We start from the raw sequence: 18,862 nt of genomic DNA on the forward strand, positions 1-18,862 counted from the left end.
GCGCAGAAAGCCCGTCCGCTTTTGCATTCACCTGAAAAGATTGGCATCGCGCGGGTGGCGAAATTGGTAGACGCACCAGGTTTAGGTCCTGACGTTCGCAAGAACGTGCCGGTTCGAGTCCGGCCCCGCGCACCAGCCCTCTGCTAAGTAGCCAGTTCTATCGAGCAGTTGAAAAAGCCCCGTTTCGTGAGGAACGGGGCTTTTTCTTTTCGGCGGGCTCTTTTACCAGTCATTGTCGCTGCTGCTGTCGCTGCCGCTGTCGAAACTGCCGCCGCCGCTCGAGTCGTCCCAGGAACTCGTGTCCTTGATGCCGAAGTCGTTGTCGACGATGCGGTCGGGCTCCGGGGTGGTCGACGAGGGCCAGAGGCCGCGGCCCATTTCGGTGTTGCCGTTGTCGGCGATGCGGGTCGTGCCGCTGTCCCTGTTGTCGATCACGCTGTTGTTGTCGCTGCCATGCATCCAGTGGCGCACCGCCTCTTGCGCGACCATCGCGCCGACGCCCACGGCCGCACCCGTGGCAAGGGCCGAGCCGAGGCCCATGCCGGGGCTGGCGGCGGGCGGTGGCGCGGGCGTCCAGTTGCCGCCCGGGCCGTAGTTTCCATAGTTTCCATAGCCCGCCGGCGCACCTTGCTGCATGCCGGGCATGCCTGGCCCGGGGCCATACGATGGCGCGGCCGGCGCGGCGGGCCGCGCGACCCGGCGCCGGAAGGCGAGGTAGCCGACGACCAGCAGCCCCAGCAGGGCGATGGGCATCCACGGCACGGAACTTGTCCGGCTCTCGGCGGCGCGCGGTGCCGGCGCAGCGGGCTCGCTCACGCGGGAGGGCGTGCTCCTGGCCTGCGGAGCCGGCTTGTCGAGCTTGTTCGTGAGCCGTTCGACGGCCTCGGGTTTGGCGAAGTCGAGTGCGGGCGACAGCGCCTTCGCCTTGGCGAGTTCGCTTCTCGCGTCGTCGAGCCTGCCTTCGGCCGCGAGCAGCTCGGAGTGCACGAAATGCGCCTTGGCGCTGTCGGGGTGGTCTTTCAGCACCTTCGCGATCATCGCGTCGGCGTCGGACATCCGGCCGCCGTTGGCGGCCTCGTAGATCTGCTGGATGGTCGGGTCTTTCGGAGCCGGCGCGTCGGTCCTGGCCTGCGCGAGGGAGGGCATGCCGAATGCCACGGCAAGGCTGAGGGCGAGGGCGGCAAACATTCGCTGGAGCATGAGAATTTTCCTGTGCATCCCTGTGAGTGAGGATGAATCGAGAGTCACTGTACGACTCGAATATTGGCCAAACCTGACCGCCGATCGCCCCGCGCTTCAACCCCGTGAAAACCCGCTTTCCCGCCGGATTAGAATCCCGGGTTGCCCAGTTTTGCAGGCGGCACCCGCGTGCCTCCGCATAAATCCCGCCAGCGCGTGTAAGTCCTTGATCTGTATTGATAAAAAGATGCAGGCCCCGCGCACAGCCCCCTTACCAGGAAGACATCATGACCGTGACCGTTGAAACTCTCGAGAAGCTCGAACGCAAGATCACGCTGACCCTGCCGGTCGGCACCATCCAGTCCGAAGTCGATTCGCGCCTCAAGAAGCTCGCGCGCACCGTCAAGATGGACGGCTTCCGTCCCGGCAAGGTGCCGATGAACGTCGTGGCCCAGCGCTATGGCTACTCGGTGCACTACGAAGTCATGAACGACAAGGTCGGCGAAGCCTTCTCGCAAGCCGCGAACGAAGCCAAGCTGCGCGTCGCCGGCCAGCCCCGCATCACCGAGAAGGAAAACGCACCCGAAGGCGAACTGGCCTTCGACGCGGTCTTCGAAGTTTTCCCTGAAGTCAAGATCAACGACCTGTCGGGCGCCGAAGTCGAGAAGCTCTCGGCCGAAGTGGGCGACGACGCCATCGACAAGACCCTCGACATCCTGCGCAAGCAGCGCCGTACCTTCGCCCAGCGCGCCCAAGACGCCGTGGCGCAAGATGGCGACCGCGTGACGGTCGACTTCGAAGGCAAGATCGACGGCGAGCCCTTCCAGGGCGGCAAGGCCGAAGACTTCCAGTTCATCGTCGGCGAAGGCCAGATGCTCAAGGAATTCGAAGACGCCGTGCGCGGCATGAAGTCCGGCGACAGCCGCACCTTCCCGCTGTCGTTCCCGGCCGATTACCACGGCAAGGACGTGGCCGGCAAGCAAGCCGACTTCCTGGTCACCGTGAAGAAGATCGAAGCCTCGCACCTGCCGGAAGTCAACGAACAGCTGGCCAAGTCGCTCGGCATCGCCGAAGCCACCGTGGAAGGCCTGCGTGCCGACATCAAGCGCAACCTCGAGCGCGAAGTGAAGTTCCGCCTGCTGGCACGCAACAAGAACGCCGTGATGGACGCCCTGGTGGCCAACGCCGAACTCGACCTGCCCAACGCCAGCGTGCAAGCCGAGGTGAACCGCATGGTCGAAGGCGCCCGCGCCGAGCTGAAGCAGCGCGGCATCAAGGACGCCGACAAGGCACCGATTCCCGACGAAGTCTTCCGCCCGCAAGCCGAGCGCCGCGTGCGCCTGGGCCTGGTGGTGGCCGAACTGGTGCGTGCCAACAACCTGCAGGCCAAGCCCGAGCAGATCAAGGCCCACATCGACGAGCTGGCCGCCAGCTACGAGAAGCCGGCCGACGTGGTGCGCTGGTACTTCAGCGACAACAACCGCCTGGCCGAAGTCGAAGCCGTGGTCATCGAGAACAACGTGACCGACTTCGTCCTGGGCAAGGCCAAGGTCAATGAAAAGTCGGTGTCGTTCGACGAACTGATGGCGCAGCAGCAGGGCTGATTTCCGTCTTCGCCCGCTACGCCAATGGGGCTTGTGCTTTGCGGCACGAGCCCCATTTCACTCAGGCGTACAGTTAACAAACAGCGAACGATTTCACTTTCCGGAGAGCAAATTCATGAGCGCACAGGAAATCCAAGGCCTCGGCATGGTCCCGATGGTCATCGAGCAATCGGGCCGCGGCGAGCGGTCTTATGACATCTACTCGCGCCTCCTCAAGGAGCGCATCATTTTCCTGGTGGGCGAGGTCAACGACCAGACGGCCAATCTCGTGGTGGCGCAGCTGCTGTTCCTCGAGAGCGAGAACCCGGACAAGGACATCTCGTTCTACATCAACTCCCCGGGCGGCAGCGTGAGCGCCGGCATGGCGATCTACGACACCATGCAGTTCATCAAGCCCGACGTGTCGACCATGTGCCTGGGCTTCGCGGCCAGCATGGGCGCCTTCCTGCTGGCGGCCGGCGAGAAGGGCAAGCGCTTCTCGCTGCCCAACTCCAAGATCATGATCCACCAGGTGCTCGGCGGCGCACGCGGCCAGGCGACCGACATCGAGATCCATGCACGCGACATCCTGCGCACCAAGGACCAGATGAACCGCATCCTGGCCGAACGCACCGGCCAGCCGCTGGAAAAGGTCAAGGCCGATACCGAGCGCGACTATTTCCTCACTGCCGACGAGGCCAAGGACTACGGCCTGGTCGACCAGGTCGTCGCCAAGCGCGGTTGAAGTCCGGCGCCGGTGGCGCCAACAAATGGCAGAAACGGCGTTTTCCTTACGGGAAACGCCGTTTTTGTTTAGTTATCATTGTCCCTACCCTGTAACGAGGCATCTGTCCATGGCCGAAAAAAAAGGCTCCTCCAGCGAAAAAACGCTTTATTGCTCGTTCTGCGGCAAGAGCCAGCATGAGGTCAAGAAGCTGATCGCGGGCCCTTCGGTCTTCATCTGCGACGAGTGCATCGACCTTTGCAACGAGATCATCCGCGACGAACTGCCCGCGGGTGAAGAAGCGCGCGAGGCACGCAGCGACCTGCCGACGCCGCTCGAGATCAAGACCAACCTCGACAACTACGTTATCGGCCAGGAGCCGGCCAAGCGCATGCTGTCGGTGGCGGTCTACAACCACTACAAGCGCCTGCGCCACAAGGAAAAGGCCAAGGGCGAGGACGTCGAGCTCAACAAGAGCAATATCCTGCTGATCGGTCCCACGGGCTCGGGCAAGACGCTGCTGGCGCAAACGCTGGCTCGCATGCTCGACGTGCCCTTCGTGATGGCCGACGCCACCACGCTGACCGAAGCCGGCTACGTGGGCGAAGACGTCGAGAACATCATCCAGAAGCTGCTGCAGAGCTGCAACTACGAAGTCGAGCGCGCCCAGCGCGGCATCGTCTACATCGACGAAATCGACAAGATCTCGCGCAAGTCCGACAACCCCTCGATCACCCGCGACGTATCGGGCGAGGGCGTGCAGCAGGCCCTGCTGAAGCTCATCGAAGGCACCATGGCCAGCGTGCCGCCGCAGGGCGGGCGCAAGCACCCGAACCAAGACTTCCTGCAGATCGACACGACCAACATCCTGTTCATCTGCGGCGGCGCCTTCGCCGGCCTGGAAAAGGTCATCGAAAACCGCACCGAGGCCTCGGGTATCGGCTTCGGCGCGTCGGTCAAGAGCAAGCAGCAGCGCAGCATCACCGAGGTGTTCCGCGAAGTCGAGCCCGAAGACCTGATCAAGTTCGGCTTGATCCCCGAACTCGTGGGCCGCATGCCCGTGGTCGCGTCGCTTGCGGAACTCAGCGAGGATGCGCTGGTCCAGATCCTGACCGAGCCCAAGAACGCCGTGGTGAAGCAGTTCACCAAGCTGCTGCAGATGGAAGGCGTGGACCTCGAAATCCGCCCGGCGGCGCTCAAGGCGATCGCGCGCAAGGCCCTGGCCCGCAAGACCGGTGCACGCGGCCTGCGTTCGATCCTTGAACAGTCGCTGATCGACACCATGTTCGAATTGCCTAACGCGACCAATGTCGACAAGGTGGTGGTCGAGGAATCGACCATCGACGAAAACAAGCCCCCGCTGCTCGTGTACCGCGAAGCTGCGAAAAAGGCTTAAAGCCAAAGACGCGAAGGATCTGCATGTCTGGCCATACCCCTCTGCCTCCCGAAGCCCTCGACCTGCCGCTGCTGCCGCTGCGCGACGTCGTGGTGTTTCCCCACATGGTGATCCCGCTGTTCGTGGGTCGCCCCAAGAGCATCAAGGCGCTCGAACTGGCCATGGAAGCGGAGCGCCGCATCATGCTGGTGGCGCAGAAGGCCGCCGCCAAGGACGAGCCCTCGGTCGAGGACATGTTCGAGGTCGGTTGCGTCTCGACCATCCTGCAGATGCTCAAGCTGCCCGACGGCACGGTGAAGGTGCTGGTCGAAGGCCAGCAGCGCGCCCGCGTGAACCGCATCGATGACGGCGAAACCCATTTCTCGGCCAACGTGACGCCCGTCGAGGCGCCCGAAGGCGGCGAGAAGGGTACCGAGGTCGAGGCGCTGCGCCGCGCGGTGATGCAGCAGTTCGACCAGTACGTCAAGCTGAACAAGAAGATTCCGCCCGAGATCCTGACCTCGATCTCGAGCATCGACGATCCGGGCCGCCTGGCGGACACCATCGCCGCGCACCTGCCGCTCAAGCTCGACAACAAGCAGGCCGTGCTGGACCTCGACGACGTCAAGGCCCGCCTGGAAAACCTGTTCGGCCAGCTCGAGCGCGAAGTCGACATCCTGAACGTCGACAAGAAGATCCGCGGCCGCGTGAAGCGCCAGATGGAAAAGAACCAGCGCGACTTCTACCTCAACGAGCAGGTCAAGGCCATCCAGAAGGAGCTCGGCGAAGGCGAAGAGGGCGCGGACATCGAGGAGATCGAGAAGAAGATCAAGCTCGCCAAGATGTCCAAGGAAGGCCTGAAGAAGGCCGAGGGCGAGCTCAAGAAGCTCAAGCTCATGTCGCCCATGTCGGCCGAGGCCACCGTGGTGCGCAACTACATCGACGTGCTGATCGGCCTGCCCTGGAGCAAGAAGACCAAGATCAAGCACGACCTGGCCAATGCCGAAGCCGTGCTCAACGCCGACCACTACGGCCTGGAGAAGGTCAAGGACCGCATCCTGGAATATCTCGCGGTGCAGCAGCGCGTGGACAAGGTCAAGGCGCCGATCCTGTGCCTCGTAGGCCCGCCGGGCGTGGGCAAGACCTCGCTCGGGCAGTCGATCGCCAAGGCGACCGGCCGCAAGTACACCCGCATGGCGCTGGGCGGCATGCGCGACGAAGCCGAGATCCGCGGCCACCGCCGCACCTACATCGGCGCGCTGCCGGGCAAGGTGCTGCAGGGGCTGAGCAAGATCGGCACGCGCAATCCGCTGTTCCTGCTCGACGAGATCGACAAGCTGGGCACGGACTTCCGTGGCGACCCGTCGAGCGCGCTGCTCGAGGTGCTCGACCCCGAGCAGAACCACACCTTCGGCGACCACTACGTGGAAGTCGACTTCGACCTGAGCGACGTGATGTTCGTCGCCACCTCGAACTCGATGAACATTCCGCCGGCGCTGCTGGACCGGATGGAAGTCATCCGCCTCTCGGGCTACACCGAAGACGAGAAGACCAACATCGCGATCAAGTACCTGCTGCCCAAGCAGATGAAGAACAACGGCGTGAAGGACGAAGAACTCTTCGTCACCGAAGAGGCCGTGCGCGACATCGTGCGCTACTACACGCGTGAAGCGGGTGTGCGTTCGCTCGAGCGCGAGCTGTCCAAGATCTGCCGCAAGGTGGTGAAGGGCCTGTTGCTCAAGCAGCTCAAGCCGAAGGTCACGGTCGACGGCGCGAACCTCAACGAGTTCCTGGGCGTGCGCAAGTACAGCTTCGGCCTCGCGGAAAAGCAGAACCAGGTCGGCCAGGTGGTCGGCCTTGCATGGACCGAAGTCGGCGGCGACCTGCTGACGATCGAGGCCGTGACCATGCCCGGCAAGGGCGTGATCAGCCGCACGGGTTCGCTGGGCGACGTGATGAAGGAATCGGTCGAGGCCGCGCGCACCGTGGTGCGCAGCCGCTCGCGCCGCCTCGGCATCAAGGACGAGGTGTTCGAGAAGCGCGACATCCACATCCACGTGCCCGACGGCGCCACGCCCAAGGACGGCCCGAGCGCGGGCGCTGCAATGACGACGGCCTTCGTGTCGGCGCTCACGGGCATCCCCGTGCGCAGCGATGTCGCGATGACCGGCGAGATCACGCTGCGCGGCGAGGTGACGGCCATCGGCGGCCTGAAGGAAAAGCTGCTGGCCGCGCTGCGCGGCGGCATCAAGACCGTGCTGATCCCGGAAGAGAACGCCAAGGACCTGCAGGACATTCCCGAGAACGTGAAGAACGGCCTCGAGATCGTGCCCGTCAAGTGGATCGACAAGGTGCTCGAGATCGCGCTGGAGAAGATGCCCGAGCCGCTGTCCGACGAAGAAGTGGCCGCATCGGCTGCTGCAGTGGCCGAACTGGCCAAGCAGCGCGCGGCGGCACCGGCTTCCGAGGGCTCCGTCAAACATTGATCGATCGATTGATCGCAAAACTTTCGGAGCCCCGAAATATTGGTATATAATTCGAGGCTCGAAACGCGGGAATAGCTCAGTTGGTAGAGCGCAACCTTGCCAAGGTTGAGGTCGAGAGTTCGAGACTCTTTTCCCGCTCCAGTTTTGAAAAAGGGAAGCTCCAGCTTCCCTTTTTTTCGCTAGGTCGATTTCGTTTTTCTGCGTGGCGCGATAGCAAAGCGGTTATGCAACGGATTGCAAATCCGTCTAGCCCGGTTCGACTCCGGGTCGCGCCTCCACCTTCTCGTTCAACTCGATTCGACCCCGACCACCAAGCCCCGCCAACCCACGTTGCCGGGGCTTGTTTTGTTTGGGTTATCGTCGATGTTCAACCTGACGCCCGGATGGTGAAATTGGTAGACACATCGGACTTAAAATCCGCCGCTTCCTTAATCGGGGCATACGGGTTCGACCCCCGTTCCGGGTACCACATTTACAAGGGAGCATTCGATGCCTCGCTACAACGCTCCATTTGAGATCCATGTGCACGGCGATGTGCCGTTGCGTGCGGACGTGAGCTTCGACCAGATCCAGGAGGCGCTCAAGCCTCTGTGGAAGTACGCCGGCGCCAAGTCGCTGGCCGACGGCGCCACCAGCACCTACGAAGAAGAGCCGGGCATCCGCTTCGAGCAGAAGGACCACATGCTCCAGATCTGCTGGACCGTGCCGGGCGACGAAGACTTCCGCCAGGCGCTCGACGAGATGTGCATGGGCCTGAACGAGCTGTCGGAGCGCGGCGCGGCCATCGAGGTCACGTTCTACGACACCGACTTCGACGAGGAAGAGGGCGACCCTGAAGAAGAGTCGCGCGACGACTTCCTGATGCTATTCGTGGGCCCGAACCCGGCCGCGATCATGCAGGTACAGCGCGACCTGCTGGTGGAAGACGTCGTGAACCTCATGGAGCGCCACTTCGACGGTGCCGAGCTGGGTGGGGTCGTCTCCGAGATCGATCGCCTCTTCAGCGACCGTTTCGACGCCCTGGTGAACTCTTTGGAGATCGGCAAGCGCCCGCGCGGCACGGGTGGCCCCGGCAGCGGGGGCAGCGGCGGTGGACACGGCGGCGGCCGCCGTCCGCGTCACCTGCACTGAGGCCGGAAAGACTTCAGGGTGCCTGCCGCAGCAGCGACTTCGGTACCTTGAAGCGCTCGCCGTCGTAGCGCAGCGTCACGGTGCTGAACTTCGCGGGCAGCGCCTTCTCCACGCACCCCTGGTCTTCCTCCTGCTGCGCGCGGCTTTGCACCAGCGTGCGCGACAGCTGCAGGTCGGCAAAGCCGTTGCTCGTCGCCTTGCCGACCGACAGCATCGTGCGCAGCTTCTCGAAGTGACCGGTGCAGGTCGAATCCCATCCCCCGTTGTCGTGGTCGAGCTCGACCTCCTGCAGCACCTGGCGGAATTGCTTGCCGTGCTGCACGTACAGGCGCACGGTCTCGCTGGCCAGCGGGCTGCCGGGCGCGCTGGTGCCCCGGTAGCGCACGCGCACGCCGAAGGCGCGGGCGTCTGACGCCAGCACGTAGCGCGAGGTGTCGATGCGGATGTCCTGGATCGACGTGGTGGCGTCTTCGTCAAGCGCCTCGGGCTGCAGGAGCCGGCCGATCACCACGTCGCGCTCGGTGTTGCCGTTGTCGGGCCTTTGGATCAGCAGCAGCTCGAGGTCGAACACCTTGGCGCCGTTGTCGGTGGTCTCGCGGGGCAGCGGCAGCACCACGATGCTGCGCCCCGGAAAGGCTGGCCAGACCTTGCAAGCCGCCAGCCGTTCGTCGAGCGGGCGCTTGGGGTACAGCTTGGCGTGCATGCGTTCGGCCAAACCGCTCTCGCAGGCCGCGTGGCTCAGGCCCGCGGCCAGCAGAAGGCTCAGGAAGAGGGCGGCGCGGCGCATCTGGGAACGCATGGAGATGATGAAGTCCGATCAGGCTGAAGTGAAAGTGCCGGCGGCAAGCCCGAGCCAGCGCGCCGCGGCGGCTTCGAGCACGGCGACATCGCCGCTGCTTTCCAGGCGCAGCCCGCCGTGGCCGTTGTCCGCGAGCCGGCCTGCCGAAGCAAGCAGCCGCCGCGTCTGTTGCGCGACCGGCACCCCGGTGTCTATGAAACGCAGCGAGGCCGGCGCATGCCGGCGCAGTTCGTCCTTCACGAGCGGATAGTGGGTGCAGCCCAGCACCACCGTGTCGACCTGCGCGGGGCCGTCGCCGAAAGGCCCGGCCTCTTGCATGTAGCGCTCGCACAGTGCGGAGATGCCTGCCGCGTCGAAGCCTTCGATGGCCTTCACCAGCCCGTCGCAGGGCACCGATCGCACCTCGGCCGAGCCGGCGAACGATGCGCGCAAGGCCGCGTACTTGGCGCTGGCCAGCGTGCCGCGCGTGGCCATCACCGAGACATGCCCCGTTCGGCTTGCCGCCACGGCGGGCTTGAGGCCGGGCTCCAGCCCGACGATCGGCAAGTCGGCGTGCTCGGCGCGCATGAGGTGGATGGCGGCGGTCGTGGCCGTGTTGCATGCGACGACCAGCGCCTTGATGCCGTGCTCGCGCCGCAGCTGTTCGACCACCGCGCGCGAGCGCTCGATCACGTAGGCGTCCCCGCGTTCGCCGTAGGGCGCGTAGGCCGTGTCGGCGAAGTAGACGAAGTTCTCTTGCGGCAACTCGGCCCGCAGCGCGGCCAGCACGCTGAGGCCGCCGACCCCGCTGTCGAAGACGCCTATCGGGCTCAACTCAGGCTTCTTCCATCATGATGGTCTTGAACTCGCCGCTGGCGATGCGCTTCTGCCACTCGGCCGGGCCGGTGATGTGCGCGCTGGTGCCGCCGGCGTCGACCGCCACCGTCACGGGCATGTCGACCACGTCGAATTCGTAGATGGCTTCCATGCCCAGGTCCTCGAAGCCGACCACCTTGGCGGTCTTGATGGCCTTGCTGACCAGGTAGGCGGCGCCGCCCACGGCCATGAGGTAGGCGCTCTTGTGCTTCTTGATGGCCTCGATGGCGACCGGGCCGCGCTCGGCCTTGCCGATCATGGCGATCAGGCCGGTCTGCGCCAGCATCATCTCGGTGAAGCCGTCCATGCGCGTGGCGGTGGTGGGGCCGGCGGGGCCGACGGCCTCGTCCCCCACCGGGTCGACCGGGCCGACGTAGTAGATGACGCGGTTGGTGAAGTCCACCGGCAGCTTCTCGCCCTTGGCCAGCATGCCCTGGATGCGCTTGTGCGCGGCGTCGCGGCCGGTGAGCATCTTGCCGTTGAGCAGCAGCGTGTCGCCCGGCTTCCAGCTCGCCACTTCGGCGGGCGTCAGCTTGTCGAGATCGACGCGCTTGCTCTTCTTCTCGTCGGGGGCCCAGTTCACGTCGGGCCACAGGTCGAGCGACGGCGCCTCGAGGTACACGGGGCCGCTGCCGTCCATCGTGAAGTGCGCGTGGCGGGTGGCCGCGCAGTTGGGGATCATCGCCACGGGCTTGCTCGCCGCGTGCGTGGGGTACATCTGGATCTTGACGTCGAGCACGGTGGCAAGGCCGCCCAGGCCCTGCGCGCCGATGCCCAGCGCGTTGACCTTCTCGTAGAGCTCGACGCGCAGCGCCTCGACCTTGCTGAGCTCGGCGCCGGAGTTCTTCTTGGCCAGCAGCTCGTGCATGTCGAGGTCGTCCATCAGGCTTTCCTTGGCCATCAGGGCGGCTTTCTCGGCGGTGCCACCGATGCCGATGCCCAGCATGCCCGGCGGGCACCAGCCGGCGCCCATGGTGGGCACGGTCTTGAGCACCCAGTCGACCACGCTGTCGCCGGGGTTCAGCATTACCAGCTTGCTCTTGTTCTCGCTGCCGCCGCCCTTGGCCGCGACGGTGACCTCGAGCTTGTCGCCCGGAACGATCTCCGTGAAGATCACCGCGGGCGTGTTGTCCTTGGTGTTCTTGCGGTCGAACTGCGGATCGGCCACGACCGAGGCGCGCAGCGTGTTGTCGGGGTGGTTGTAGCCGCGGCGCACGCCTTCGTTGATGGCGTCGTCGAGGCTGCCGGTGAAGCCGCCCCAGCGTACGTCCATGCCCACCTTGAGGAACACGTTGACGATGCCGGTGTCCTGGCAGATCGGGCGCTGGCCCGTGGCGCTCATCTTGCTGTTGGTCAGGATCTGCGCGATGGCGTCCTTGGCCGCGGGGCTCTGCTCGCGCTCGTAGGCGCGGGCCAGGTGGGCGATGTAGTCGGCGGGGTGGTAGTAGCTGATGTACTGCAGCGCGGCGCTGATCGATTCGATCAGGTCGGCCTGCTGGATCGTGGTCGTCATGGTGGGGGGCTTTTTAGGAATGTGGAAACGCCCCCCGATTATCTCAGCCCACCGCCTAGGGAGCCGCAGCGGCCCGAGCCTCGGCAATCCACCCGTCGAACAGCTGCTGGTGCGCCTTGATCCACCCGTCGGTGTGCCGTTCCACATCCTGTTGCGTGTTGGCGCCCTGGCTCATGCGCAGGTTCTGCGCGTTGATGTCGCTGATCGGCAGCTTCATGACCTCGAACAGCTTGCCCGCCGCAGGGTTCTTCTCGACGAAGGCCCGGTTCGCGACGATCTGTTCCTGGTTGGCCTGGAAGCCGTAGTTCTTGCCGTTCGGCAACTGGGTGTCGACGTTCCCGCCTTCGCCCTGCGACGAGGAAAACGGCACCTGCAGCCACACCACGTCCGCACCCGGGCGCAGCACGGCGCTGACCCAGTACGGCGTCCACGTGTAGTAGAGCACCGGCTTGTCCTGCTTGAAGCGCGCGATGGTGTCGGCCATCAGCGCGGCGTAGCTGCCTTGCTTGTGGGTGACGGTGTCGCGCAGCCGGTAGGCCGTCAGGTGGCTCTCTATGGCCAGTTCGCAGCCCCAGCCGGGGTTGCAGCCCGTGAGGTCGGCCTTGCCGTCGCCGTCCGCGTCGAACAGCCTGGCGATGGCCGGGTCCTTCAGCTGGGCGATGTTGCTGATGCCGTACTGCTCGGCCGTCTTGCGGTCGATCAGGTAGCCCTGAACCGCGCCGTCGGAATACACGCCCTTGCGCCAAAGCTTGGCGTCGCCGCCGCTGTTCTTGTAGAAGTCGGCGTGCAGCAGGCTCCAGTGGTTGGCCATGAAGGTGGCGTCGCCGTTGGCGATGGCCAGGTGCTCGGTGGCCGGCTCCAGGTCTTTCATGGGCTCCACGGTGTAGCCGAGCTTCTCGAGCGCGCGCATCACCAGCAGCGTCTGGAAAGCTTCTTCGGCGAGCGAGCTCTTGAGCGGCAGCACGGTCACGCCCTTGCCGGGCAGGTCGTTGGCCGCCTGGGCCGCCATGCCGGTGGCCACGAAGGCAAGGGCCAGCAGGCCGCGTGCGATGAGACTGGTTTTCTTCGTCATGCGTTGGTGTCCGGTCATTGCGCCTGGGCCGACAGGGCGGGTGCCGGTTCGCCGGCGCTGCGGCCCGGCGCCACGGCGCGTTGCAGCACGCGCAGCGCGAAGCCCGCCGGCCCGGTGTGCCACCAGCGGCGGCCGCCGGCGCGGCGCGACTTGCCCATGGCCTGCGTCAGGCGGTCCAGCGAGATCGCCAGCAGCACGATGCCCAGGCCGCCCACGGTCGCCAGGCCCATGTCGAGCCGGCCGATGCCGCGAAGCACCATCTGGCCCAGGCCGCCCACGGCGATCATCGAGGCGATCACCACCATCGACAGCGACAGCATCAGCGCCTGGTTGATGCCCGCCATGATCGACGGCATGGCCAGCGGCAGCTGCACCTTCACCAGCATCTGCCAGGGCGAGGCGCCGTAGGCGCGCGCCGCCTCGATGAGGTCGGGGCGCACCTGGCGCAAGCCGAGGTTGGTCAGGCGCACCAGCGGGGCCAGCGCGAAGACGATGGTGACGATCACCCCGGGCACGTTGCCGATGCCGAACAGCATCACCACCGGCACCAGGTACACGAAGGCGGGCGTGGTCTGCATCGCGTCGAGCACCGGCCGCATGATCCGCTGCGCCCGGTCGCTGCTGGCCAGCAGCACGCCCAGCGGCAGGCCGATGACCATGCAGAAGACCAGCGAGGTCAGCACCAGCGACAGCGTCACCATCGCCTCGGGCCAGATGCCCAGCATGGCCACCAGCAGCAGCGCCACGGTGGTGCCGATGGCCAGCGCGCGGCCGGCGAACTGCCAGGCGAACAGGCCGATCAGCGCAATCATCGCGAGCGTGGGCAGGCCGGTCAGCAGGCTCTGCACCGAGTTGAGCGTGCTGTCGATGGGCAGGCGCACGGTCTGGAAGAAGGGGCGGAAGTGCTCGACCACCCAGCCCAGGCCCTGGTTGATCCAGGCCTCGACGGGCAGCGAGCCGTCCCACAGGCGGTGCAGATGGAAGCCGCCGCTGGCGGCATCGGCCTGGCCGGCCAGCTGGTGCGCCGCATTGGCGGGCGCGGGTGCGTCGAGCCAGGCGCTGGTCGACGCGGGGTCGGGCGCGGCGGACAGGGCTTCCCAGGGGTCGACCGGCGTCGTCGCCGGTGCGGGCGTCGCGAGCATGGAAGCAGCGTCGTTCAGGGGCGCGAGTTCGGAGGGCATTGCGGTGTCGTTCATCAGGAGGTCCTTCGAAATCGGTCAGGCCGTGGCGGCTGCCGCTGCGGGCACGGCGGCGGGTTGCTGCTGCGGCTGGTGTGCGGGGTCGATCGGCGGTGTGTCGCGGTCGAGGAACTTCAGCAGCGTCGTCTTGCTGATCGCGCCGCAGAAGCGGCCGTCGGCGGCCACCACCGGCACCGCGCAAGGGGCCTGGCCCACCTGCCCGAAAAGGCCGGCCACGGGTGCGTCGGCTTCGATCACGCCCAGGTCATTGAGGAACGCGTGCCGCAGGCCCAGCGCGCCGGAGTGGCCGTCGAGCGCCGCGCGCAGGGTGTCTGCGGACACGGTGCCCAGATAGCGCTTGTTCGGGCTGGTCACGTAGGCGAAGTCGCGGTCCTGGTCTTCCAGCTGCTTGAGCGCCGCGCGCGCACCGCGCTCGGGGTGCTCGCTGACCACGGTGAGCTGCTTGCGCGCGATGTCGCCGGCCTTGAACACGGCGGCCGCATCCACGCCGCGCACGAAGCTGCGCACGTAGTCGTTGGCGGGGCTGCGCAGGATCTCGTCGGGCGTGCCGACCTGGATCACCTGGCCGTCTTTCATGATCGCGATCCGGTCGCCGATGCGCATGGCTTCGTCGAGGTCGTGCGAGATGAAGACGATGGTGCGGCGCTGCTCCTGCTGCAGCCGCAGCAGCTCCGACTGCATTTCGGTGCGGATGATCGGGTCGAGCGCCGAGAATGCCTCGTCCATCAGCAGGATCGACGGGTCGGAGGCCAGCGCGCGCGCCAGGCCCACGCGCTGCTGCATGCCGCCGGAAAGCTCGTCCGGGTAGCTGGCGCCCCAGCCGGCCAGTCCCACCTGCGCCAGCGCCTTGTCGGCCTGCGCGAGGCGCTCCTTCTTGCCCGTGCCCGAGAGCTCGAGGCCGAAGGCGGTGTTCTCGCGCACCGTCATGTGCGGCATCAGCGCGAACGACTGGAACACCATGCTGATGTCCTTGCGGCGCAGCGCGCGCAGGCGGGCATCGGAGTGTTCGTTGATGTCGGCGCCGTCGATCACGATGCGGCCCGCGGTCGGCTCGATCAGCCGGTTCAGCAGGCGCACCAGCGTCGACTTGCCCGAACCCGAGAGCCCCATGATGACGAAGATTTCTCCGGCCTGGATTTCGAAAGTGGCGTCGAACACGCCGATCGACTGGCCGGTGCGGGCCAGGATTTCTTTCTTGGACAGACCTTGCCGGACCAGCTCCAGCGCCTGTTCGGGCTCGTCGCCGAACACCTTGAAGACATGGTCGATGAGAATTCCTTTGGCCATACGTCGGGGCTCCTTTCGTGTGAAGGGTTGACAGATCGCCGCCCCCGGAAGGACGACGCGACCACGCCCCAGCCCAATCGATGGGCTGCCGACAGGCACTGAAGACGACTTGGCGACGAAACCAGTGCCCGCCGGATGCTTCATTCGCAGAGCGGCGGGCCTGGTCGAGGGGCGCCGCCTGGATGAGCTTGGCGTGGCAATGGGGACGGAAAGATCCGCCCGGGTCGCCGGGCTGGGCCCGGCGGGGGAACCTTGCACCGCGACGGGATTCGGTGATCCGCGAGTAGTGAAGGCTTGACCGGCGCTGTCATCATCATGACTTGCCGGTCGTCAGAAGACCAAGATCATAACTTTTCGGCATGATGAGGTCAAGGCGCGGGCAGGTATCAAGCTGTCAGCGGCGGCGCAATGGCCTCGTCAGATGAGAGCTACTCCTATTGGCGCGATACTCTGCGTCGCGCCGGAAAGCGGCGCGATTTTCTTGAATGCGGAGCTTTTTCTCATGACGACTTCCCCCAAGACCCGTGCCGAGCGCGACACCTTCGGACCGATCGACGTGCCGGCCGACAAGCTGTGGGGCGCGCAAACGCAGCGCTCGCTGCAGAACTTCGACATTTCCGGCGAGCAGCAGCCGCGCGAAATCATCAAGGCGCTGGCCCAGGTGAAGCGGGCTTCGGCCGTAGTCAACCACGCGCTGGGGCTGCAGGACGAGAAGAAGACCAACGCCATCGTGGCGGCAGCCGACGAAGTCATCGCCGGCAAGCACCCGGGCGAGTTCCCGCTGGTGGTCTGGCAGACCGGCTCGGGCACCCAGACCAACATGAACGTCAACGAGGTGCTGGCCAACCGCGCGAGCGAGTTGCTCGGCGGCGAGCGCGGCGAAGGCCGGCTCGTGCACCCGAACGACGACGTGAACCGCAGCCAGTCGAGCAACGACGTGTTCCCGACCGCCATGCACGTGGCCGCGGTGGAGGCCATCACGCACAAGCTGCTGCCGGCCATCGCCAAGCTGCGCGGCACGCTGGAGCAGAAGTCGAAGGACTTCGCGGACATCGTGAAGATCGGCCGCACCCACCTGCAGGACGCCACGCCCCTCACGCTGGGCCAGGAGTTCTCGGGCTATGTGGCGCAACTGGCGCATGGCGAGGCGCACGTGCGCGCCGCGCTGCCGCACCTGAGCGAACTGGCGCTGGGCGGCACGGCCGTCGGCACCGGGCTCAATGCGCCCAAGGGCTACGCGGAGCAGGTGGCCGCCGAGCTGGCGAAGATCACCGGCCTGCCGTTCGTGACCGCGCCGAACAAGTTCGAAGCCATGGCCAGCGTCGATGCGCTGGTGCACGCGCACGGCGCGCTGAAGACGCTGGCGGCCAGCATGAACAAGATCGCCAACGACGTGCGCTGGCTGGCCAGCGGCCCGCGCAGCGGCATCGGCGAACTGAGCATCCCGGAAAACGAGCCGGGCTCGTCGATCATGCCGGGCAAGGTCAACCCGACCCAGAGCGAGGCCGTCACGATGCTGGCCGCGCAGGTGTTCGGCAACGACGTGGCCATCAACATCGGTGGCGCATCGGGCAACTTCGAGCTGAACGTGTTCCGCCCCATGGTCGCGCACAACTTCCTGCAGAGCGTGCGCCTGCTGGCCGACGGCATGGTGAGCTTCAACGACCACTGCGCGGTGGGCATCGAGCCGAACCGCGAACGCATCACCGAGCTGGTGCAGCGCTCGCTGATGCTGGTGACGGCGCTGAACACGCACATCGGCTACGACAAGTCGGCCTACATCGCCAAGAAGGCGCACAAGGAAGGCACCAGCCTGCGCGAAGCGGCGATCGCCTCGGGCCACCTGACGGCCGAGCAGTTCGATGAATGGGTGGTGCCGGAGAACATGACCGGCCGCTGACTCCGTTACGGCCCGGCTCTTTCGTGGGGGCCGCCGCGCACGGCCGCCCGAAGCGGCCGGCCCGCCCCCGGAAGGGGGTTGGCGAAACGACACGAAGTGCGCGCAGCCTGGGGGTGAGCCTCAATATCCGATGGTGTAGCGCTGGCGCGAGTGGGCGGCCTTTTCCAGCTCGTCGATGAACGCGATCGCGTAGTCCGCGAAGGTGATCCAGCTTCGGCCCTCGGCGCTCACCAGCAGGTCGTCCTTGCCCAGGCGGAACTTGCCGGTGCGCTCGCCTTCGACGAACTCGGCGGAAGGCGACAGGAAAGTCCAGTCGAGTTCCTTCTCGTTGCGCAGCGCATCGAGGAACACGCCGCCGGCCGAGGCTTCGGCGCGGTAGGCATCTGGGAAATTGGGCGTGTCGATCACCTTCAGGCCGGGCGCCGCGAACAGGCTGCCGGCGCCGCCGACCACCAGCAGGCGCTTCACGCCGGCGCGCTTGACCGGTTCGATGATGGCAGCCGGCGGCACGGTGGCGAAGTGCGCGGCGCTGAACACGGCGTCATGGCCGGCCAGGGCCTTTTCGAGCGCTGCGCCGTCAAGCACGTCGAGGTCGACGGCCTTCACGTTCGCGCGGCCGGCCAGCTTGGCGCTGGCTTTGCGGGCGATGGCGGTGACGGTGTGGCCGCGGCGCAGCGCCTCTTCGAGAAGCTGGCTGCCGGCGCGTCCGGTGGCGCCGATGATGGCGATGTGGCTCATGGTGATCTCCAGAAAGTGGATGGGATGAACCGCATCTTAGGTTTCTGGTTTCGAAAGAAATACCTCGATTTGCGCGCTTGTTTATTCCTAAAATCGTGCAAATGGATCGATTGAATGCAATGCGGGTGTTCGTCAACGTGGTCGATTCGGGCAGCCTTTCCGCCGCTGCCGACAAGCTCGACCTGTCGCGCCCGGTGGTCACTCGTTACGTGGCCGAGCTGGAGCAGTGGACCGGCGCCCGCCTGCTGCATCGCACGACACGCCGCCTGAGCCTTACCGCGGCAGGCGAAGAACTGCTCCCGCGCTGCCGCCAGGTGCTGGAGCTCACGGGCGACATGCAGGCCGCGGTGCGTCACCCGGCCGAGGCCCCGCGCGGGCAGCTGCGCATCACGGCCAGCACTTCGTTCGCGCAGGCGCAGCTGGCCGGGGCCGTGGCCGACTATGTGCGGCTCTATCCGGGCGTGGCGGTCGACCTGGTGCTGCTGGATCGGTCGGTGAACCTGGTGGACGAGCGCATCGACCTCGCGATTCGGGTGGCAGCGGAAATCGACCCCAACCTCATCGCGCGTCGGCTCACCGATTGCCGCTCGGTGGTTTGCGCTTCACCGGGCTACCTGAAGGAGCAGGGCAGGCCGCTGCGGGTGGAAGAACTGGCTCAGCGCAATTGCCTGACGCATTCCTATTTCGGGCGCAGCCTGTGGAATTTCACGCGCAAGGCGGACGGGGAGCCGGTTTCGGTGGCCGTGGGCGGCAACGTGTCGACCAACGACGCGGCCAGCCTGATGCAACTGGCGCGGGCGGGGGCGGGCATCGCGATGCTGCCGACCTACCTGACCTCGGCACTGGTGCAGGCAGGGGAACTCGTGCCGCTGTTCCCCGAGTTCGAGCCGCAGGTGGTGGGCATGTACGCGGTGTACGCCTCGCGCAAGCACATGCCGGCCACCTTGCGCACCATGCTCGACTTCCTGGCGGGGCGCTTCACCGAAGTGCCCGCGTGGGACCTGCCGCACGCGGGGTAGGC

General features: G+C 66.1%; 15 protein-coding genes and 4 tRNA genes. 11 read left to right on the forward strand and 8 right to left on the reverse strand.

What is annotated here, in order from left to right:
• Nucleotides 1-48: 48 nt before the first annotated feature.
• Nucleotides 49-135 (forward strand) — tRNA-Leu (locus WIX39_RS15455).
• An 87-nt stretch (nt 136-222) separates the two neighbouring features.
• Here the strand turns inward: WIX39_RS15455 and WIX39_RS15460 are convergent.
• On the reverse strand, nt 223-1,200 hold the full coding sequence (locus WIX39_RS15460; protein ID WP_409195332.1) for a tetratricopeptide repeat protein: 978 nt from the start codon (nt 1,198-1,200) through the stop codon (nt 223-225).
• Between the two features lie 266 nt (nt 1,201-1,466).
• On the opposite strand from WIX39_RS15460, the gene tig reads away from it, so the two are divergent.
• The 8 genes from tig to WIX39_RS15500 all read left to right on the forward strand — a co-directional run bounded on the left by tig (nt 1,467) and on the right by WIX39_RS15500 (nt 8,478).
• On the forward strand, nt 1,467-2,783 hold the full coding sequence (gene tig / locus WIX39_RS15465; protein WP_081270881.1) for a trigger factor: 1,317 nt from the start codon (nt 1,467-1,469) through the stop codon (nt 2,781-2,783).
• Nucleotides 2,784-2,898: 115 nt separating this feature from the next.
• Nucleotides 2,899-3,507, forward strand: coding sequence for an ATP-dependent Clp endopeptidase proteolytic subunit ClpP (clpP, locus tag WIX39_RS15470; protein ID WP_081270880.1), 609 nt, complete (start codon nt 2,899-2,901; stop codon nt 3,505-3,507).
• Nucleotides 3,508-3,616: 109 nt separating this feature from the next.
• Nucleotides 3,617-4,882 (forward strand): ATP-dependent Clp protease ATP-binding subunit ClpX, encoded by a 1,266-nt coding sequence (clpX, locus tag WIX39_RS15475; protein WP_081270879.1) that lies wholly within the window; start codon nt 3,617-3,619, stop codon nt 4,880-4,882.
• A 23-nt stretch (nt 4,883-4,905) separates the two neighbouring features.
• Nucleotides 4,906-7,347 (forward strand): endopeptidase La, encoded by a 2,442-nt coding sequence (gene lon / locus WIX39_RS15480; RefSeq protein WP_081270878.1) that lies wholly within the window; start codon nt 4,906-4,908, stop codon nt 7,345-7,347.
• 65 nt (nt 7,348-7,412) lie between these two features.
• Nucleotides 7,413-7,488: transfer RNA gene (locus tag WIX39_RS15485), tRNA-Gly, on the forward strand.
• Between the two features lie 63 nt (nt 7,489-7,551).
• Nucleotides 7,552-7,625, forward strand: a tRNA-Cys gene (locus WIX39_RS15490).
• A gap of 99 nt (nt 7,626-7,724) precedes the next feature.
• Nucleotides 7,725-7,816: transfer RNA gene (locus WIX39_RS15495), tRNA-Leu, on the forward strand.
• Between the two features lie 20 nt (nt 7,817-7,836).
• Entirely contained in the window at nt 7,837-8,478 is a 642-nt protein-coding gene (locus tag WIX39_RS15500) for a DUF6806 family protein (RefSeq protein ID WP_081270877.1), read from the forward strand.
• A gap of 13 nt (nt 8,479-8,491) precedes the next feature.
• Here WIX39_RS15500 and WIX39_RS15505 read toward each other — a convergent pair whose 3' ends face one another.
• Genes WIX39_RS15505 through proV form a run of 6 tightly spaced genes read right to left on the reverse strand, consistent with a single transcriptional unit; the run spans nt 8,492 to nt 15,203 of the window.
• Nucleotides 8,492-9,277, reverse strand: coding sequence for a hypothetical protein (locus tag WIX39_RS15505; RefSeq protein ID WP_081270876.1), 786 nt, complete (start codon nt 9,275-9,277; stop codon nt 8,492-8,494).
• Between the two features lie 18 nt (nt 9,278-9,295).
• Nucleotides 9,296-10,090 (reverse strand): glutamate racemase, encoded by a 795-nt coding sequence (murI, locus tag WIX39_RS15510; protein WP_106934749.1) that lies wholly within the window; start codon nt 10,088-10,090, stop codon nt 9,296-9,298.
• 1 nt (nt 10,091) lies between these two features.
• Entirely contained in the window at nt 10,092-11,645 is a 1,554-nt protein-coding gene (locus WIX39_RS15515; RefSeq protein WP_106934748.1) for a fumarate hydratase, read from the reverse strand.
• A gap of 55 nt (nt 11,646-11,700) precedes the next feature.
• Nucleotides 11,701-12,717 carry a glycine betaine/L-proline ABC transporter substrate-binding protein ProX gene (gene proX / locus WIX39_RS15520; protein WP_409195333.1) on the reverse strand — a complete coding sequence of 339 codons (1,017 nt, stop codon included), beginning with the start codon at nt 12,715-12,717 and terminating at the stop codon, nt 11,701-11,703.
• Between the two features lie 14 nt (nt 12,718-12,731).
• A complete protein-coding gene (gene proW, locus WIX39_RS15525; RefSeq protein ID WP_106934746.1) occupies nt 12,732-13,913 on the reverse strand; it encodes a glycine betaine/L-proline ABC transporter permease ProW in 1,182 nt (393 codons plus the stop codon).
• A gap of 21 nt (nt 13,914-13,934) precedes the next feature.
• Nucleotides 13,935-15,203, reverse strand: coding sequence for a glycine betaine/L-proline ABC transporter ATP-binding protein ProV (gene proV / locus WIX39_RS15530; RefSeq protein WP_081270872.1), 1,269 nt, complete (start codon nt 15,201-15,203; stop codon nt 13,935-13,937).
• A 502-nt stretch (nt 15,204-15,705) separates the two neighbouring features.
• Between proV and fumC the strand changes: the two genes are divergently transcribed.
• Nucleotides 15,706-17,103 carry a class II fumarate hydratase gene (gene fumC / locus WIX39_RS15535; RefSeq protein WP_106934745.1) on the forward strand — a complete coding sequence of 466 codons (1,398 nt, stop codon included), beginning with the start codon at nt 15,706-15,708 and terminating at the stop codon, nt 17,101-17,103.
• A gap of 120 nt (nt 17,104-17,223) precedes the next feature.
• On the opposite strand, the gene WIX39_RS15540 is transcribed toward fumC, so the two are convergent.
• A complete protein-coding gene (locus WIX39_RS15540; RefSeq protein WP_106934744.1) occupies nt 17,224-17,841 on the reverse strand; it encodes an NAD(P)-dependent oxidoreductase in 618 nt (205 codons plus the stop codon).
• Between the two features lie 101 nt (nt 17,842-17,942).
• On the opposite strand from WIX39_RS15540, the gene WIX39_RS15545 reads away from it, so the two are divergent.
• Nucleotides 17,943-18,860 (forward strand): LysR family transcriptional regulator, encoded by a 918-nt coding sequence (locus tag WIX39_RS15545; protein WP_106934743.1) that lies wholly within the window; start codon nt 17,943-17,945, stop codon nt 18,858-18,860.
• The last annotated feature ends 2 nt before the right edge of the window (nt 18,861-18,862 follow it).

Source organism: Variovorax sp. AB1(2024), from assembly GCF_037482385.2.
GTDB lineage: Bacteria > Pseudomonadota > Gammaproteobacteria > Burkholderiales > Burkholderiaceae_C > Variovorax.

Coding starts and splice junctions, on each gene's coding strand:
- WIX39_RS15540 (WP_106934744.1), bottom strand. CDS start 17,841: ATGAGCCACATCGCCATCATCGGCGCCACCGGACGCGCCGGCAGCCAG.
- proV (WP_081270872.1), bottom strand. CDS start 15,203: ATGGCCAAAGGAATTCTCATCGACCATGTCTTCAAGGTGTTCGGCGAC.
- WIX39_RS15500 (WP_081270877.1), top strand. CDS start 7,837: ATGCCTCGCTACAACGCTCCATTTGAGATCCATGTGCACGGCGATGTG.
- WIX39_RS15515 (WP_106934748.1), bottom strand. CDS start 11,645: ATGACGACCACGATCCAGCAGGCCGACCTGATCGAATCGATCAGCGCC.
- WIX39_RS15505 (WP_081270876.1), bottom strand. CDS start 9,277: ATGCGTTCCCAGATGCGCCGCGCCGCCCTCTTCCTGAGCCTTCTGCTG.
- proX (WP_409195333.1), bottom strand. CDS start 12,717: ATGACGAAGAAAACCAGTCTCATCGCACGCGGCCTGCTGGCCCTTGCC.
- clpX (WP_081270879.1), top strand. CDS start 3,617: ATGGCCGAAAAAAAAGGCTCCTCCAGCGAAAAAACGCTTTATTGCTCG.
- tig (WP_081270881.1), top strand. CDS start 1,467: ATGACCGTGACCGTTGAAACTCTCGAGAAGCTCGAACGCAAGATCACG.
- WIX39_RS15460 (WP_409195332.1), bottom strand. CDS start 1,200: ATGCTCCAGCGAATGTTTGCCGCCCTCGCCCTCAGCCTTGCCGTGGCA.
- lon (WP_081270878.1), top strand. CDS start 4,906: ATGTCTGGCCATACCCCTCTGCCTCCCGAAGCCCTCGACCTGCCGCTG.
- fumC (WP_106934745.1), top strand. CDS start 15,706: ATGACGACTTCCCCCAAGACCCGTGCCGAGCGCGACACCTTCGGACCG.
- proW (WP_106934746.1), bottom strand. CDS start 13,913: ATGAACGACACCGCAATGCCCTCCGAACTCGCGCCCCTGAACGACGCT.
- clpP (WP_081270880.1), top strand. CDS start 2,899: ATGAGCGCACAGGAAATCCAAGGCCTCGGCATGGTCCCGATGGTCATC.
- WIX39_RS15545 (WP_106934743.1), top strand. CDS start 17,943: ATGGATCGATTGAATGCAATGCGGGTGTTCGTCAACGTGGTCGATTCG.